Genomic DNA, 16,932 nt, shown 5'->3' on the forward strand with positions numbered 1-16,932 from the left:
CATAATAAAAACCAACATTCAGAACATTCCAGAAAAAGGAAGGCAACATGAAGATACTTGTCGCGGTTAAGCGCGTCATTGACTACAACGTCAAGGTGCGTGTTAAACCAGATCAGTCCGATGTCGATTTGGCTAACGTCAAAATGGCACTTAACCCATTCTGTGAAATTGCGGTAGAAGAAGCCGTACGCCTGAAAGAAGCGGGCACTGCAGACGAAGTGGTGGTTGTTTCTATTGGCCCTAAAGCCGTGCAGGAACAGCTTCGCACCGCCTTAGCATTAGGCGCTGACCGTGCCATTCAGGTTGAAACCGACGACATGCCAGACTCTTTATCTGCCGCCAAAATCTTAAAAGGCGTCGTAGAGAAAGAAAGCCCGGACATGGTTATTCTGGGCAAACAGTCTATCGATTCAGACAACAACCAGACTGGCCAGATGCTAGGCGCCCTAACCGGTATGCCACAAGGTACTTTCGCGTCTAAAGTGGAAGTGGGCGATGGTTTTGTTAACGTCACTCGTGAAATCGACGGCGGCTTGCAAACTATCAAGCTGAATCTGCCAGCGGTTGTCACTACCGACCTGCGCCTGAACGAGCCGCGTTACGCGTCGTTGCCAAACATTATGAAAGCCAAGCGTAAGCCGCTGGAAACCACAAATCCGGACGAGCTGGGTGTGGAAGTTAAGCGCACTATTAAGCTGCTGAAAGTTGAAACGCCTGCTGAACGTAGTGCCGGTGTGAAAGTAGCTGACGTAGATGAGCTGGTCGACAAACTGAAAAACGAGGCGAAAGTATTATGAGCATCTTAGTGGTAGCAGAACACGACAATAACGCGGTTGATCCATCAACCCTGAAAACGTTAGCCGCTGCACAGAAAATCGGTGGCGACATCGAGGTGCTGGTTGCCGGTAAAGGGTGCTCAACCGTTGCTGAGAACGCAGCAAAAGCCGACGGCGTGAAAAAAGTCATGCTGGCCGACAATGAAGCTTACGAGCACCAGTTAGCTGAAAACATCAGCGAACTGGTTGCCGATTTAGGCAAAAACTACAGCCACATTCTGGCGCCGGCCACAACCACCGGCAAAAACTTCATGCCGCGCGTTGCTGCACTATTAGACGTAGCACAGGTTTCTGACATTATTTCGGTAGAAAGCGACGATACCTTTAAGCGTCCTATCTATGCCGGTAACGCCATTGCCACTGTGCAGTCAGAAGACAACATTAAAGTCATTACTGTTCGTGCAACGGCGTTCGATGCTGTCGCAGAAGAAGGCGGTAGTGGCGACGTTGAAAACATCGATGCGGTCTTTAACAACGACAAATCGGAGTTTGTTGAAGAACAACTGGCAGAGTCTGAGCGTCCTGACCTGACCTCAGCAGAAATCGTTATTTCTGGTGGCCGCGGTATGCAAAATGGTGAAAACTTCCACCTGCTGGAAGACGTAGCTGACAAACTGGGCGCTGCAGTCGGTGCATCACGTGCCGCAGTAGACGCGGGTTTCGTACCCAACGACATGCAGGTTGGTCAAACCGGTAAAATTGTTGCGCCGCAGCTTTATATTGCGGTTGGCATTAGTGGTGCTATCCAGCACTTAGCCGGTATGAAAGACTCTAAAGTCATTGTTGCTATCAACAAAGACGAAGAAGCGCCTATCTTCCAGGTAGCAGACTACGGATTAGTTGCCGATTTATTCGACGTACTACCGGAATTAAACAGTAAAATTTAACTTCTATTTAGCTGTTAAAAGTCGCTGCTGGCGCGCAGTTTTAGCCGTCAGTAGCGACATTTCCCCGCACTTTTTCTAACAACTTGTTATATTTTCGTGTTCATATACTTGCATATTTTTAACTCATCGGACATGATTCAGACATAACCGCCAAACAAGTTAAAAAGATTAGGTGGCTCACAATGAAAAGAAGAACAACTATGCTAAAAAAACTTCCTCTGGCTACGGCCATTGCACTGAGCTTCGCAGTACCAAGCCAGGCAGCTGACTTTGAAGTCGGCGATTATGAAATTAAATTCGATTCTATTCTGTCTTATGGCGCTTCGTGGCGTATGGAAGATCAGGCCAGCCATCTCATCCACCCCGGCAATATGCCCGGAGGAACAGCGGGCTCTAGTGTTGGCGACGACGGAAACCTGAACTTCGACAAAGGTGACTTAGTGTCATCGGTCTTTAAAGGCGTACACGATTTAAGCATTGATGGTGGCGACCACGGTGCCTTTATCCGTTTCAACTATTGGTACGACTATGTGGTTTCAGAAGAAAACATGCCGCATGGCCATGCCGGTAATAATTATTACCCTGACACCAAGTTAAACGACGATATCTTTGACGATTACTCGCAGGGCAAAGGCGTCGAGTTACTGGATGCTTTTGTTTATGCTAACTTCGACTTAGGTGGTATGCCAACTAACGTTCGTTTGGGTCGTCAGGTATTAAGCTGGGGTGAAAGCTCTTTTATTTTTAATGGCATCAACGACATTAACCCGTTAGATGTTAACGCTGCTCGTCGTCCGGGCGCTGAAGTTAAAGAAGCTTTGCTGCCCGTAGGAATGTTCAGTACCAGTATTGGCCTAACCAACTCGCTTAACTTAGAAGCGTTTTACCAGTACGAGTGGGATAACACCAAACTCGATGGCTGTGGTACCTATTTCTCCAGCGTTGATATTATTGGTGGCTCGGGCTGTGGCAAGGTGACGCTTAACCCCGAACTAACCGAAGGAAACTTTTTAAGCGACTTTGAGTCGGTACAAGCTGGCGCTTATATTGGTAGTAACCCAGTTTTAGAAGCCTCTGACAGCGGTCAGTGGGGTGCTAACCTACGTTACTACTCGTTAGATCTTGGTGCTGAATTTGGCGTTTATTACCTTAACTTGCATAACAACACGCCTATTATTTCTGCTTATGACTGGACGGTAGATCCGCGTCCATTCCAGCAAGCTGCTGAAAATGGTCAAGATGCAAATTACACCTGGTCAACACCAAACGGCTATCCTGTTGATGGGCCTCGTTTAGTACTCGAATATCCTGAAGACACCGAAGTGTATGGCTTTAGCTTCAGCACCAACTTAGGTTTGTGGTCTGTTTCGGGTGAGTACAGCTACCGCGATGGAGTGCCAGTACAAATCAATACGACTGAAATATTGACGGCAGGTTTGCGTCCTAATTTACCGAGTACGTTCTCAAGTCGAGTTGATAGCGTCCGTCCTAACAATGTAGTTGAGGGTGGCCTGGCGCATGGTTATGACCGTTTAGATGTCAGCCAAACGCAAGTCAGTTTTGTACGTTTCGTTGACCGTCTGTGGGGCTCTGATCGCATGACTTTCGTGGGTGAAGTGGCTATGAACAACGTTCACGACATGCCTGGACTACAAGAACAACGTTATGGTCGTCTTCCATTGTATGGTAAGTGTTTAACGGAACAAGATGCGGGGCCAGCAGCTAATGGCAATTGCGAAGGTTTCGCGACATCAACAGCCTGGGGTTACCGCACTCGCTTCCAGTTTGAATATTCAAACGTTTGGCAGGGCTGGGGTTTAAACCCAACTATTCAGTTTAATCACGACGTAAATGGCTACTCAACTAACAGTAACTTTATTGAAGGTCGTAAGTCATTAGGCTTGAATTTGATGGCTGATTACCTGTCAACTTATAAGATTAGTCTGGGTTACACCATGTATTCTGATGAAGAACTCGATCCGCTCTCTGACCGCGATTATGCGTCAGTTAGCTTCTCATACGCGTTCTAATACGTTGATTCACACCGTGAATCGCGATAAAACCGTCTCTACTGAGGCGGTTTTTTATTATGTAGCCTGACATTTATGTCAGGAACAATATCTCACCTGACATAAATGTCAGGCTACATCACGGCAGGTTACATTTTCCGGGAGAACAACAATGAAAAAATGGATAATAACAGCGGCGGCGCTGATGCTTTCGGGCACAGCAGCAGCCCAGGAAAAGCTCCAGTTAGAAGACATCTTTACGCTGGAATATGCATCATCACCGACTATTCACCCTAGCGGCGAATGGACGGTATTTGTCCGTCAGTCTATGGATATAAATAACGACCGCAAAGTCGGGCGCTTATGGGCTAGCCTGCCAGACGGTGATATTCGCCCGTTAACCGGCAGTCAGGGCAGTGAAAGCCAGCCGGTCTGGTCACCAAGTGGCGACCGCCTGGCGTACGTATCAACCGAAACCGGCTCTCCACAGGTTCATATTTACTGGGTCGACTCCGGTGACAGCGCGGCGGTTACCCAGTTAACGCAAGCACCGTCAGGCTTAAGCTGGTCACCCGATGGCAGTCAGATCGCGTTTTCCATGTTTACGCCGAAATCACAGCCTGCACCGGTCAGCTTACCGGGCAAACCTGAAGGTGCGGACTGGACTGCTGCGCCTAAATATATCGACAAAGGCAATTATCGTTACGACGGCGGTGGTTACGCCAAAGACGGACACCAGCAAATTTACGTGATACCGGCAACCGGTGGCTCCCCACGTCAGCTAACAGACGAAGAATTTAATCACGGAGGGCAACTCTCGTGGTCGCCGGACAGTAAGCATATTTTCTTCTCGGCAAACCGTCGTGACGACGCTTTTCGCCAGCCGGTTAACAGCGAAATTTATCGTTTAACTCTAAGCAGCAAGAAAATCACGGCAATGACGGAGCGTGACGGGCCCGATGGTTCGCCAAAAGTGTCTCCAAACGGGGAGAAAATTGCTTTTACCGGTTATGACGACACCAAAATGAGCTTTCAGGCGGCTAATTTATACGTAATGGACTTAGACGGTTCCGACGTCGAACTGCTAACTGAAGACTTAGACCGTGGAGTTACAGGCTTTGAGTGGGACAGCGACAGCCAGGGTGTGTACTTTACCTACGACGACAACGGTATTGGCCAACTGGCCCGCACCACATTAAATGGAGAGCATACGAAACTGACCGACCGCGTGGGTGGGTTGTCTTACGCCCGTCCATACGGCGGTGGTGACTTCAGCGTAGCCAAAGGCGACCGTTTAGCGTTCACCATCTCTAACCCAATGCGTCCGGCGGAGCTGGCACTTTGGGACGACGGTGACGTGCAGCAACTCACCCGGTTAAACGAGGACGCGCTGGCGCACAAGCAGTTAGCCAAGGTAGAAGAAATTCGCTATAAATCGAGTGTTGACGGCATCGACCTGCAGGGCTGGATAGCCTATCCGCCGGGTTTCGATAAAGACAAAGACTATCCGCTAATGCTGGAAATTCACGGCGGCCCGCACACTAACTATGGTCCTCGCTTTGCGGCTGAAATTCAGTTGTTTTCAGCAGATGGCTATGTGGTGCTTTATACTAATCCGCGCGGCAGTACCAGCTACGGTTCGGACTTTGCCAATGAAATTCATCACAACTACCCCAGCCACGACTACAACGACTTAATGGACGGTGTCGACGCGGTTATCGACAAAGGCTTTATCGACAAAGACGAGCTTTACGTTACCGGTGGTAGCGGTGGTGGCGTGTTAACTGCCTGGATAGTCGGCCATACCGACCGCTTTAAAGCTGCGGTTGTGGCTAAGCCAGTTATTAACTGGTACAGCTTTGTGCTCACTGCCGATATGTACAACTTTTTCTATCAATACTGGTTCCCTGGTCTGCCGTGGGAGAATATGGAACATTACATGAAGTATTCGCCTATCAGCTATGTCGGCAATGTGACGACGCCAACCATGTTGCTGACCGGTGAAAACGACTACCGTACGCCCATGTCCGAAACCGAGCAGTACTATCAGGCACTGAAACTGAAAGGTGTGGACACTGCTATGGTGCGCATTCAGGACTCAGGCCACGGTATTTACGCGCGGCCCAGTAACCTGATGAACAAAGTGGCTTACATTCTGCATTGGTTTGAAAAATACCGGGACGAATAACTCAGGTAGACTAAGTCACCGTAGAACGTGATAAACTACGCGATATTTTTAAGTCGTCAGGTCAATAAAACGAATGAATGTTGCATTGATAACCGCCCGCGGTGGCTCGAAAGGGCTGCCCGGGAAAAATATCGCGTTACTTAACGGTAAGCCGCTTATTGTCTGGACCATACTGGCTGCACAAAAGGCGGCGTCGGTTGACGCTGTTTACGTGTCGACAGAAGACCAGGCTATTGCCGATATCAGCAAGCAGGCCGGAGCCAAGGTTATTCCGCGCCCGGCAAAGCTGGCACAGGACGACACCAGCAGCGAACCGGTTATTGCACACGCTATTCATTACTTAAAAGAGCAGCCGCTTAATGTAACCAGCGTTACGCTGCTGCAACCCACGTCGCCGTTAAGATCGGCACAGCATATTGACGAAGCTTACCGAATTTTTTCGGCCAGTAACGCCAGCTGTGTTTTAAGTGTTATTGAACCGGCACATTCTGCCGCAAAAGCATACAAACTGAATTCAGATGGGTCTTTATCGGGCCTTTTGAACCTGGACGCGCCTTACATGCGCCGCCAGGATCTTCCCCGTACCGTTCATCCCAACGGCGCCATTTATATATTCAGTACAGCAGCCTTCGAAGCTGGCGACGGTATTCCGCGCCAAAATGTCTACCCTTATATTATGAGCGAAGAGGCGTCTGTCGACATTGACAGAGCAAGTGACCTGCAACTTGCCGAACAGATTATGGAGAAAACACAACATGGCTAACACCCCGGAAAAACACCCAGTAATGAAAATTGGCTCGCGCGAAATTGGTTACGACCACGACCCGGTTGTGGTCGCTGAAATAGGCATTAACCACGAAGGCAGCCTGGAAACCGCTTATGAAATGGTCGACGCGGCAGTCTCTGCGGGCGCTGAAATTATTAAGCACCAGACTCATGTGGTTGAAGACGAAATGAGTGCCGACGCGAAAAAAGTCATTCCGGGTAATGCCGATGTGTCTATCTACGAAATTATGGAACGTTGCGCGCTGAACGAAGAAGACGAAACCAAGCTGAAAGAATACGTCGAAAGCAAAGGCGCAATATTTATTAGCACCCCGTTTTCCCGCGCCGCCGCTGAGCGTCTAGAGCGCATGGGTGTTGAAGGCTATAAAATTGGCTCTGGCGAATGTAACAACTATCCGTTACTGGAGCTTGTGGCGTCGTACAAAAAGCCCATTATTCTCAGCACCGGCATGAACGACATTCCGTCTATTGCTAAAGCCGTTGATATTTTCCGTAAGCACGGCGTGCAGTATGCGCTGTTGCATTGCACTAACGTATACCCAACGCCGGACAACCTGATCCGTTTAGGCGCCATGAACCAGTTGCAGGACGCCTTTGACGACGCCGTTGTCGGTTTGTCTGACCACAGCATCGATAACCTCGCCTGCCTGGGTGCGGTAGCCGTTGGTGCCTCTATTCTGGAGCGTCACTTTACCGACCACAAACAGCGTACTGGGCCCGACATTAACTGCTCTATGGACACCGAAGAGTGCCGTTCGCTCATTCAGGAGTCAAAGCGCATGAAAGCCATGCGTGGCGGCCAGAAAGGCGCGGTAGCTGAAGAGCAGGTGACCATCGACTTTGCCTACGCCAGTGTAGTCACCATTAAGCCCATTAAAAAAGGCGAAACCTTTAGCCAGGACAATTTATGGGTTAAGCGTCCGGGAACCGGCCAGTTCCTGGCGGACGACTACGAAAACTTAATGGGTAAAACCGCCGCTCAAGAAATTGAAAACGATGTTCAGCTGCGCTCTGAGGATGTTCAGTAATGAAAAAAAAGGTGCTTTTCGTAACCGGTACCCGTGCCGACTTTGGCAAACTGAAAAGTTTAATTGAAGTCACCGATAAAGCGGATGAATTTGAAGTTCAGCTGTTTATTACTGGCATGCACATGATGTCCCGCTACGGCATGACTTCCATAGAAGTCGAGCGCCTGAAAATAGCCTCCAGCTATAAGTACATTAACCAGACCAAAAACGACACCATGGACGTGGTTCTGGCGAAAACCATTACTGGTTTGTCGGACTACGTTCACGAGAATAACCCGGACGTTATTGTGGTTCACGGCGACCGGGTAGAGGCCATGGCTGGCGCTATTGTGGGCAGCCTGAACAACATTCTGGTTGCCCATATTGAAGGCGGCGAGGTGTCGGGCACCATTGACGAGCTTATCCGTCATTCCATATCCAAAATGGCGCACACGCACTTCGTGTCCAACAGCGAAGCGCAGGAGCGACTGGTGCAGTTGGGCGAGGCTAAGTCGTCCATTTTTACCATTGGCTCGCCAGATCTCGATGTGATGAATTCACCGAATTTGCCGTCGTTGGACACGGTAAAAGAAAAGTACGACATTGCGTTTAAAGACTATTCGGTGTTTATGTACCATCCTGTGACCACCGAGCTTGAGTCGCTGGAGTCGAACATCAAGTCGACCGTTGATGCCATGCTGGAAAGTGATGAAAACTTTGTGGTGGTCTACCCCAATAACGACCACGGCACCGACACCATTCTGGCGGAGTTAAAGCGCTGCGAGAACCATCCTCGCTTTCGCATTTACCCCAGTATTCGGTTCGAGTACTTTTTGGTGCTGCTGAAAAACGCCAATATGATCATCGGTAATTCAAGCGCGGGTGTTCGCGAAGCGCCGTTTTACGGCATACCCACCATTAACCTGGGCAGCAGACAGCAAAGCCGGGCTACAGCCGGGTCTATCTTAAATGTGGAAGAACAGACGCCGGCCATTTTAGAGGCCATAAAAACCTTTAAAACCAAACGCTTTGAGCCATCGTCAGAATTTGGTGAGGGCAATAGCGCCGAGGGTTTTATCAGTACTTTGCGCTCGGAAGCGTTCTGGGCAATCTCTAAGCAAAAAGTTTTTGTAGACTGGGACAAACGTGAAAAAAGTTAATTACTATTTTATTTCATCGCCGCTGCACCTGCTGTTCAGTGTCACCACGGCTTTGAGTCATAAAGACGACATTAACGTTGCGGTTATTGATTATTACCTTGAAAGCAATCGTCTGCTATTTACCCAGGCGCTGGAAAACAGCTCTATTTTTGAGACGGTTATTAGCTTTAGCGATGCGCACATAAAAAGTAAGCTCAGTAAGCGTAAAGCACGGCTGAAAAGGCTGGCCGATCTGGTTGAAGAAATGCCTCCGTCACGGGTTTATACCGGCTCCGATCGTAGTGTCGAGTTTCAATACACCATGCATCTGGCGAACCGGGGTAAAAACAGTGCTGAAGGCCATTATCTGGATGAAGGAACCCAAACCTATCTGGGCCACCGGCACATGCACAGCTTCGTGCACAACTACGTCGACCCTTTATTGAAGAAGCTGGCTTACGGCATGTGGTGGAGCAGCCCGCAAATAATAGGTACGTCTAAGTGGATATCAACCATTCACGCTACCTTCCCGGAGCTGATACACCCAGTTTTGCGGAACAAGAACGTTGAGCCTATTTCAAAAGCGGCGTTTAAGCTGCCCGAGTTCGATGAGTTTAACAAGAGCTTGCTGGCGTTGGCAGATATCGACATAGAGCCGTTAAAGAATGTCGATTACGTTATTATATTAACGGGTGATTCCTTCTATAAAGACGTAAATGAACACCTCGACAGAATGGTGGATATTTTCAGCCGCAAAACCGAGAAAAGCCGTATTGCGTTAAAAGCTCATCCGCGCTCAAATTATATTGAACACTTTAAGCAGAAGCATCCGGAGTTGGTGCATATTGACAACCGGGTAGGGTTTGAGTTGCTGCTGCCGCAGTTTCCCGAGTCCTGTACTTATGTTGGTGACGTTAGCTCAACCTTGTTTACTATCCGTTGGTTGAGCAACAAACAGAATGTTATGGCCGTGAAGCTAGAGCAAAAAACACCCGAACATTTTTCAGCACCACTGGCTAAATTATTAAGCGAAGTCGACGTAAAACAGATGAGTTATCAGGAATTGTAGCCTGACACAAAACAAAGGAATAAGACCATGCCCTGGAGCTCTCTTTTAGCCGAAGAAAAGCAGAAGCCTTATTTTCAGCAGCTGTGGCAGCGCGTAGAGCAGGCGCGGCAGGAAACCGTGGTGTACCCGCCCAAAGAAGACGTCTTCAACGCGCTTAAGCTGACCGACCCGGAAAATATTAAAGTGGTTATTCTGGGGCAGGACCCATACCACGGCCCCGGTCAGGCGCATGGTTTAAGTTTTTCGGTACCCGAAGGCGTAAAGTTTCCGCCGTCGCTGCGCAATATGTTTAAAGCCATAGCTATAGACTACCCCGACACCGTCTTACCGCAGCATGGCGATTTAACCAGCTGGGCGGAGCAGGGTGTGTTGTTGCTGAATACGGTACTTACGGTAGAACAGGGCAATGCGCACAGTCATGCCAGCTGGGGCTGGGAAACCTTTACCGATACCGTTATAAGTAAGGTGTCAGCGGCAACCGATCATGTGGTGTTTTTGCTCTGGGGGGCGCACGCACAAAAGAAAATACCGCTTATTGACGGCAATAAACACTGCATACTGACCGCACCGCACCCATCGCCGCTATCAGCACATCGCGGATTTTTCGACGCCAACCATTTCCGCAAAACCAACGATTATTTGCAGCAACACGGCCGCCAGCCCATTCGGTGGGTATAGCTCACGTAACATTACACAAACCGCTGCAGCAGCTTGGCGACCATGGGGTGTTCGAACGGGCGCTTCAGGGTTATGGCGTAAAAATGTTCGAACACATTGGGCAGGGTTAAATAGCGTTTCAACTGCCCGCTGGTCAGCTCGTCCCGTACCACAACGTCCGGAATCACCGCCAGCGCGCCGGTATCCCTGGCTAACAGCCGCAGCATCGCCATATCGTCGGCTTCGGCCAGCACCCGCGGTTGCCAGTTGTATTCCGCACTGAGCATATCGAATGCCGCCCGCAACGGCATATTCTCCGGCGGTAACACCCAGTTATTATTACGTAAAGCCACATCGGTTAACTGCTCAATGTCACGCCCGGGCGGGCCAATAACAGACACCGGCTGCCGCGCCAGTAAACGGCTCTGCCATAATTGCTTGTCGCTGCCGCGCACACTGGTATTGGCCAGCGCAATATCAATTTGATGATCCGCCAGCTCATTAAATAACTGGTCTGGTGTCATTGAATGCAGCCGGTACTGAACATCCTGCTGGTGTATCAACTCATGAATAAAGGCTTCCACAAAGTTACGCGACATGGTCGAGGCATGACCAATACGCACAACCAAATCACTGCCGTCCATGCCTTGTTTTAGCTGGTTAACTAGGTTCTCACCTTCGTGAAAAATTCGGTCTGCATACTGGCGCGCAATGTACCCGGCCTGAGTCAGTACTAACTTACGGCCTGTGCGCTCAAACAGTGGCGTACCCAGCCACTCTTCCAATTGCTTTATTTGCGCCGACAACGCCGACTGCGACACATGAAGCTTCTGTGCGGTTTGGGTTAAATGCCCGTTTTCTGCCACGTGCCAAAAGTAATAAAGGTGTTTATAATTCATAGGGCTCACTAACCGTTCACTTAAAACGAATGAACTTATAGTTTATATCTATTTTACTTAACATCAAGCCAGCACCCATAATTGCTCCAAACAAGACACGCGAGGCGCATTCATGGCGGAATGGTTGACAATATCGGGTATACGACCGGTTTTACTGGTGCTGGTTGCAGTATTAGCGTGGGTTGTTACGCGCTACGCCTTCAGAAACTTCCGGCTGGACCCGCGCCGCCGCGCATTCGTCACCAAGCTGGTTGGCTGCCTGCTGGCGGTCTTCATTCTTATTGTCAGCAATAACCTTATTGTGTTTTTCGCCGCCTGGATGGCAATAAGCCTGCAGTTGCACAGCTTGCTTATGTTCTACCCCGAACGCGACCGCGCCGTACTGGCAGCCCACAAAAAATTCATTCTGGCACGCTGCTCCGAAACCTTTCTGGGCACGGCGTTTATCATTATGTATTTAGCAACCGGCAGTCTGCAGCTGGACACGGCTTTGCAGCAGTTCGGCACTACCCCCACGCACCTTTCTCAGCACATTGCCGCGCTGTGCCTGGTTATGGCGGCGCTCATTAAATGCGCCCAGCTACCCTTGCATGGCTGGCTCATTCAGGTGGTTGAAGCGCCGACCCCGGTTTCTGCTTTGTTGCATGCCGGCATTATCAACCTGGGCGGCTTTTTGTTGCTGGCAACCGTACCGCTATGGAGCAACAGCGCGCCGGCAGTGTGGCTGTTGTGTCTGGTGTCGGCGGCGTCGTGCTGCTTTGCCGCGCTTATTATGGCCACCCGCATTAGCATAAAAGTGCGCTTAGCCTGGTCCACCAGCGCGCAAATGGGGCTTATGCTGCTGGAAATTGGTCTGGGTTATTACGACTTAGCCCTACTGCACTTGGTGGCGCACTCGGTGTATAAAGCCCATGCGTTTTTGTCGGTAAGCGAGGTGGCAATAATAAAGCAGCCTAAGGCCCGGTCACTTTGGCGTATTGGCATTGTCTTTATCGCGTTTCAGGGCATTATTGCCGCCGCCTGCTGGTGGTTTCTGGGCAACCCCAAATGGCTTCCGTCGGCGTTACTGGCTATGGCGCTCACCACCTTATGGATGAACCTGCATCAGAAGCTGCTGCGAATAGCGGTGTCGGCATTAACTGTCGTAGTTTACCTTTTTCTGGGTGCGTTGGCGCATCAGGTTATTGAGCCGCAACCACCGTTCAGTAGTGTCTGGCTGGAGCCTGCCGTAACCCTTATGTTCAACGCCTTCGCCTTTACTTACTGGCTGGTGCATCACACGCCGTCGCACCGGCTTAGCCAGCGCTGGTTTATTACCTTGAACGCCGGGCTGTATCTCGACGAATGGTTAACGCGGCTAGTGCTGTGGCTCTGGCCCAGTCACCCCATTCACTATTACCAGCGGCAGGGTCGCATTCAGCAGGAGAAACACTCATGAGCACAGCGAATCGTTTAGCGACTATTGCCGAGCAGGTGAGTAAAGCCATTGCGCCACAATGGCCGTTGTCTCAGTGGATAGCGGTTAACCCCTTCTGGCATTACCGCCGGCAGCCGGTAGCCGGAGTTGCCGCGCATTGGCGTTACAGCGCCGGTACACGTTTGCTCATGAGCCCGGAATTTTACTGGCAGCAATGGCAGCAAAACCGAATAGACGCCGCGCTGGTCACCAATAACATGGTAAACGAGCTGGAGCAGCGCTCCCTGCTAAAAGCGCAGTTGCCGCAATGGCGTAACCTCAGTCAGTTGGTGGACAAATACACGCGCCGTCGCCGCAAAATGCGCTGGAACGACGAAGTGGTGCTGCAAATTAGCCAAACCTGTGGCTTATTTATGCAGTTTCCAACCCGTTTTCAGCAGGCCGGTAAAGACAGTTCGTTGTATCAGCATTGGCTGGCTATTTCGCGTGCCGATCGCGGTATTGAAACCTTAATGGACGAGGCCGAACTCACCGAGTTATTCGCGCAATTGCCGGACGACCCGAACACGCTTATTCAGGTGTGCCATGACAACTTTTTAAGTAACGCGTCAGATTACGCTCTGCGCTGTTACAGCCAGGCGCTTATCAGTGACTTATGGGGCTGGGCCGCCGCTTTTGCCTATCAGGACGCCCGCCAGGACAGCCAGTGGGTATTCGAGTTGCTGTGCATTCGGCTGGCCTGGGAATATATTCTGTGGCAACTGGCCGAGCGCACCAATACTAAGGTTTACCAGCAACTGCAACAAGCCTTAAGCGCACAAATTGAAAATTGTGAAGGGCAGGTGGCTCATATTGAGCAGCACAACAGCTTATTGTGGCAGTGGCAGGCGGCTTACGAACGCTCGCAGCTAAACAGGTTGCAGTTTAACCCCGACACGGCCGAAGAGAACGACACGCCACATTTACAAGCGGTGTTCTGTATCGATGTGCGCTCAGAGCGTTATCGTCGCGCGCTTGAACAGGCCGGAAAAAGCCTGGGCAGCGTAGTACAAAGCAAAGGCTTTGCCGGATTCTTTGGCGTGCCGCTGGCCATTCAGCGCAAAGGTCGCGATGTTCCTCATGTACCGGGGTTACTGCAACCGGCGTACTACATTAAAGCACCAACGCGTAAGCAATCGGTTGGTTCCTTATTAAGCAATATGTTCAATGCGCCGGTCTCCATGTTCAGCGGTGTTGAGGCGCTGGGCTTAAGTAAACTGAAGTCCTTACTCACTGGTGTGCCCGGACAACTGGCTACGGCTAACAATGCGTACATTGCCGACGGCAGCATTTGTGAGCACAACGGCGAGGCGTCAATGGAGTCGCTGGTAAATATATGCCAGCAGGCACTGGCGGGAATGCAGTTTACTCAATTTGCGAAGCATATTGTGCTGGTCGGGCATGGCTCGCATCACAGCAACAACGCCCAGCGCGCCGGTCTTAACTGCGGCGCCTGCGGCGGGCAAACCGGTGCGTTAAGCGCGCGGGTGTTAGTGCGGCTGCTTAACAATCAGGATATTCGTGAGCATTTGCGCGAGCGGGGCGTCGCTATTCCCGATGCTACCCAGTTCCATTCTGCGATGCACGAAACCGTCACCGACGAGGTTATCTGGCTATCTAATACCGTGCCGGACAGCGTCAAACAGGTGTTCCGCGCAGCAACTGAGAAGCTAACCCAGACCAGCGGCGAGTCAGCAAAAGACCGCAAAACACGCTCCGGCCACTGGGCAGAACTACGTCCGGAATGGGGGCTGGCTGACAATAACGTTTTATTTTTCGGACAGGCTGAGCGGCTAACCTCTGCTGAAACCATCGGCAGTAACTTTCTGCACGACTACAACAGTAAAAACGACCCCAATGGCGAACTTCTGGCTCAGCTCATGAGTGCGCCGGGCTTGGTTGCTAACTGGATAAACTGGCAGTACTACTGCTCAGTAACCGAGCCAAAACAGCTGGGTAGCGGCAACAAGCTGCTACATAACCGGGTAGCCAACGACATCGGTGTTTTTGAAGGCAACGGCGGAGACTTGCGACAGGGGCTGGCCTGGCAGTCAGTGCATAACGGTAGCGACTTTGTGCACAGGCCCATGCGGCTGCAGGTTATTGTCGAAGCCGACGAAGCCACCATTCAGCGGGCGCTGGCCAGGGCTGTCGCTTTTAACGAACTCTTTGAACAACAGTGGATCAATCTGCATCGACTGAACGCGCGAGGTGAACTATGTCCAGTGACAACACCAGTAACAGCAAAATGACAGCGACAACCTGCCGTACCCTGAAAGCCTTTTATGACTGCGTGCGCTCGCGGCCGTTTAACCAGCCCTTCGCCCTGCGCTACAACGACGGCAGCATCGACCACGGGCTGAACTCCGAAGAAGCCGCCAAAGAAAGCCTGCGCACCCACCACAACCCCTACCTTGAACAACCCGTTGTTGTTGAGTGGTAGTAGCCTGATATGTCGATCCTATCACTAATGCGACTTATCTATGGAGTATATTAAAACGTAAATTTTAAAATTTGTGTTTTCTTTGTTTTTTTACTATATTTAAATTCAATTGTTTGCTTTGGATAACAATAATGGCAAGGGTTAGAGTACCACTTTCTATGGAAAAACTATTTTCGGAATTTCCACCTGAGGCGGTTTTTAAAGCAATGAAAACTTATAGTATCACCAACTCGAAAGGTGAGTACTTACCGTGGGACAAATTCAAGTGGCGGGTTAAAAAAAGCGATAACGCAGAGCTCGCATGGTTAGCAACCAAAATTGCCAGAACCAATGTGAGTCGCAATTTGTCAGAGTTATGCATTATCAATGACGCATCTTGCTTTAAAGCCTGTATCCCCGACTCTTTACAGGCAAAACTCCATTATATTGATAAGCTGACCGGAGGTTCGCAAAGCGTTTCCGATCATCCTTTCTTCGGAAAGCAGGAAAAGAATGCCTATTTAGTCCAAAGTTTATTGATGGAAGAGGCTATTACGTCTTCGCAACTGGAAGGAGCGTCGACAACGCGCAAAGTTGCGAAAGAGATGCTTGAATCGGAGCGTCAGCCACAGAACAAATCCGAACAAATGATCGCCAATAACTACCGTTTAATGAAGCGGGCGGTCAGTCTGAAGAGTGATGAATTAAACATTCCTCTCATTTTGGAGTTACATGAGATAGCGACCCATAATGCTATCGATAATGACGCGGTTCCGGGTGAGTTCAGAACGAGTGACGATATTGATATACGCGACCAATATAACGACGTAGCGCATGTGCCGCCGAAAGCGAGTAGCCTACAGGAACGTATGGAAAAGCTGTGTCAGTTTGCCAATGAAGAGCACGGACAACTTAACTCGGATAACTTCATTCATCCTTTAGTCAAAGCTATCATTCTGCACTTTATGGTGGCCTATATTCACCCGTTTGGCGATGGCAACGGACGTACTGCAAGAGCTTTGTTTTATTGGTTTATGCTGAAGTCGGGCTATTGGCTGTTCGAGTATGTGTCCATTAGTAAACTGATTCAGGAAAAACGTACCGACTATGATCAGGCGTTTTTATACACCGAAACTGACGATAATGACCTAACGTACTTTCTGTATCATCAGGTCGGCATTGTGGTGAAAGCTGTTGACGCCTTGCGCGACTACATAGAGCGTAAACAAAAAGAAATATTCGAGTTCATGAATTGGGTTGAAAAAAGCTCTGTTGCCAAAGCTCTAAAAAGGGGGCAACTGGACATATTAAAAGAAGCGGTGAAGAACCCGGGGCGGGTATTCACCGTGAAAACCGTGGCAAACAACCTTGGATGTAATGAGAATACCGCACGGACCTATTTAAACGACCTCGCCAAGCGAGACTTGCTATTGGTGGGTAAAGCCAGCAAAGGCAAAGCCATGCGTTACATTGCGCCCGCTGATCTTGCCGAACGGCTGTAGCTTTAAATTCACTCTATTGCGTGAATTAGGAGCTGTTATGTTGTTAGAGGCGAAAAACACAAAGGTCATTGGAAA

General features: G+C 50.0%; 14 protein-coding genes. 13 read left to right on the top strand and 1 reads right to left on the bottom strand.

Annotated features, from left to right (window positions below):
* Window positions 1-47: 47 nt before the first annotated feature.
* From Q5L94_RS08100 to ung, 9 genes are all read left to right on the top strand, one after another.
* Complete coding sequence (locus Q5L94_RS08100; protein ID WP_317497931.1) at window positions 48-797, top strand: electron transfer flavoprotein subunit beta/FixA family protein; 750 nt, start codon at window positions 48-50, stop codon at window positions 795-797.
* Entirely contained in the window at window positions 794-1,723 is a 930-nt protein-coding gene (locus Q5L94_RS08105; protein WP_317497932.1) for an electron transfer flavoprotein subunit alpha/FixB family protein, read from the top strand. The genes Q5L94_RS08100 and Q5L94_RS08105 overlap by 4 nt, the downstream gene beginning before the upstream one ends.
* 182 nt (window positions 1,724-1,905) lie before the next feature.
* Window positions 1,906-3,753, top strand: a complete 1,848-nt coding sequence (locus Q5L94_RS08110; protein ID WP_317497933.1) for a DUF1302 domain-containing protein — start codon at window positions 1,906-1,908, stop codon at window positions 3,751-3,753.
* A gap of 151 nt (window positions 3,754-3,904) precedes the next feature.
* Complete coding sequence (locus Q5L94_RS08115; RefSeq protein ID WP_317497934.1) at window positions 3,905-5,920, top strand: S9 family peptidase; 2,016 nt, start codon at window positions 3,905-3,907, stop codon at window positions 5,918-5,920.
* Window positions 5,921-5,993: 73 nt separating this feature from the next.
* Window positions 5,994-6,683 carry an acylneuraminate cytidylyltransferase family protein gene (locus Q5L94_RS08120; protein ID WP_317497935.1) on the top strand — a complete coding sequence of 230 codons (690 nt, stop codon included), beginning with the start codon at window positions 5,994-5,996 and terminating at the stop codon, window positions 6,681-6,683.
* Window positions 6,676-7,734: an N-acetylneuraminate synthase gene (gene neuB / locus Q5L94_RS08125; protein ID WP_317497936.1), complete on the top strand. Its 1,059-nt coding sequence runs from the start codon at window positions 6,676-6,678 to the stop codon at window positions 7,732-7,734. The genes Q5L94_RS08120 and neuB overlap by 8 nt, the downstream gene beginning before the upstream one ends.
* Complete coding sequence (gene neuC, locus Q5L94_RS08130) at window positions 7,734-8,873, top strand: UDP-N-acetylglucosamine 2-epimerase (RefSeq protein WP_317497937.1); 1,140 nt, start codon at window positions 7,734-7,736, stop codon at window positions 8,871-8,873. The genes neuB and neuC overlap by 1 nt, the downstream gene beginning before the upstream one ends.
* Complete coding sequence (locus tag Q5L94_RS08135) at window positions 8,860-9,921, top strand: polysialyltransferase family glycosyltransferase (protein WP_317497938.1); 1,062 nt, start codon at window positions 8,860-8,862, stop codon at window positions 9,919-9,921. Before neuC ends, Q5L94_RS08135 begins: the two co-directional genes overlap by 14 nt.
* Before the next feature lie 27 nt (window positions 9,922-9,948).
* Window positions 9,949-10,599, top strand: coding sequence for a uracil-DNA glycosylase (ung, locus tag Q5L94_RS08140; protein ID WP_317497939.1), 651 nt, complete (start codon window positions 9,949-9,951; stop codon window positions 10,597-10,599).
* Between the two features lie 11 nt (window positions 10,600-10,610).
* On the opposite strand, the gene Q5L94_RS08145 is transcribed toward ung, so the two are convergent.
* On the bottom strand, window positions 10,611-11,477 hold the full coding sequence (locus tag Q5L94_RS08145; RefSeq protein WP_153849870.1) for a LysR family transcriptional regulator: 867 nt from the start codon (window positions 11,475-11,477) through the stop codon (window positions 10,611-10,613).
* A 112-nt stretch (window positions 11,478-11,589) separates the two neighbouring features.
* Between Q5L94_RS08145 and Q5L94_RS08150 the strand changes: the two genes are divergently transcribed.
* The 4 genes from Q5L94_RS08150 to Q5L94_RS08165 all read left to right on the top strand — a co-directional run bounded on the left by Q5L94_RS08150 (window position 11,590) and on the right by Q5L94_RS08165 (window position 16,857).
* Entirely contained in the window at window positions 11,590-12,915 is a 1,326-nt protein-coding gene (locus Q5L94_RS08150; protein ID WP_317497940.1) for an NADH-quinone oxidoreductase subunit L, read from the top strand.
* Entirely contained in the window at window positions 12,912-15,185 is a 2,274-nt protein-coding gene (locus tag Q5L94_RS08155; RefSeq protein ID WP_317497941.1) for a putative inorganic carbon transporter subunit DabA, read from the top strand. The genes Q5L94_RS08150 and Q5L94_RS08155 overlap by 4 nt, the downstream gene beginning before the upstream one ends.
* A complete protein-coding gene (locus tag Q5L94_RS08160; RefSeq protein ID WP_243734908.1) occupies window positions 15,152-15,376 on the top strand; it encodes a hypothetical protein in 225 nt (74 codons plus the stop codon). Before Q5L94_RS08155 ends, Q5L94_RS08160 begins: the two co-directional genes overlap by 34 nt.
* Window positions 15,377-15,582: 206 nt before the next feature.
* Window positions 15,583-16,857 (top strand): Fic family protein, encoded by a 1,275-nt coding sequence (locus Q5L94_RS08165; RefSeq protein WP_317497942.1) that lies wholly within the window; start codon window positions 15,583-15,585, stop codon window positions 16,855-16,857.
* Window positions 16,858-16,932: the final 75 nt, after the last annotated feature.

The sequence above is a fragment of the Idiomarina sp. Sol25 genome, from assembly GCF_033052775.1.
In the GTDB taxonomy this organism is placed as follows: Bacteria; Pseudomonadota; Gammaproteobacteria; order Enterobacterales; family Alteromonadaceae; genus Idiomarina.

Coding starts and splice junctions, on each gene's coding strand:
- neuB (WP_317497936.1), top strand. CDS start 6,676: ATGGCTAACACCCCGGAAAAACACCCAGTAATGAAAATTGGCTCGCGC.
- neuC (WP_317497937.1), top strand. CDS start 7,734: ATGAAAAAAAAGGTGCTTTTCGTAACCGGTACCCGTGCCGACTTTGGC.
- Q5L94_RS08105 (WP_317497932.1), top strand. CDS start 794: ATGAGCATCTTAGTGGTAGCAGAACACGACAATAACGCGGTTGATCCA.
- Q5L94_RS08160 (WP_243734908.1), top strand. CDS start 15,152: ATGTCCAGTGACAACACCAGTAACAGCAAAATGACAGCGACAACCTGC.
- Q5L94_RS08110 (WP_317497933.1), top strand. CDS start 1,906: ATGAAAAGAAGAACAACTATGCTAAAAAAACTTCCTCTGGCTACGGCC.
- Q5L94_RS08165 (WP_317497942.1), top strand. CDS start 15,583: ATGAAAACTTATAGTATCACCAACTCGAAAGGTGAGTACTTACCGTGG.
- Q5L94_RS08115 (WP_317497934.1), top strand. CDS start 3,905: ATGAAAAAATGGATAATAACAGCGGCGGCGCTGATGCTTTCGGGCACA.
- Q5L94_RS08145 (WP_153849870.1), bottom strand. CDS start 11,477: ATGAATTATAAACACCTTTATTACTTTTGGCACGTGGCAGAAAACGGG.
- Q5L94_RS08100 (WP_317497931.1), top strand. CDS start 48: ATGAAGATACTTGTCGCGGTTAAGCGCGTCATTGACTACAACGTCAAG.
- ung (WP_317497939.1), top strand. CDS start 9,949: ATGCCCTGGAGCTCTCTTTTAGCCGAAGAAAAGCAGAAGCCTTATTTT.
- Q5L94_RS08120 (WP_317497935.1), top strand. CDS start 5,994: ATGAATGTTGCATTGATAACCGCCCGCGGTGGCTCGAAAGGGCTGCCC.
- Q5L94_RS08150 (WP_317497940.1), top strand. CDS start 11,590: ATGGCGGAATGGTTGACAATATCGGGTATACGACCGGTTTTACTGGTG.
- Q5L94_RS08155 (WP_317497941.1), top strand. CDS start 12,912: ATGAGCACAGCGAATCGTTTAGCGACTATTGCCGAGCAGGTGAGTAAA.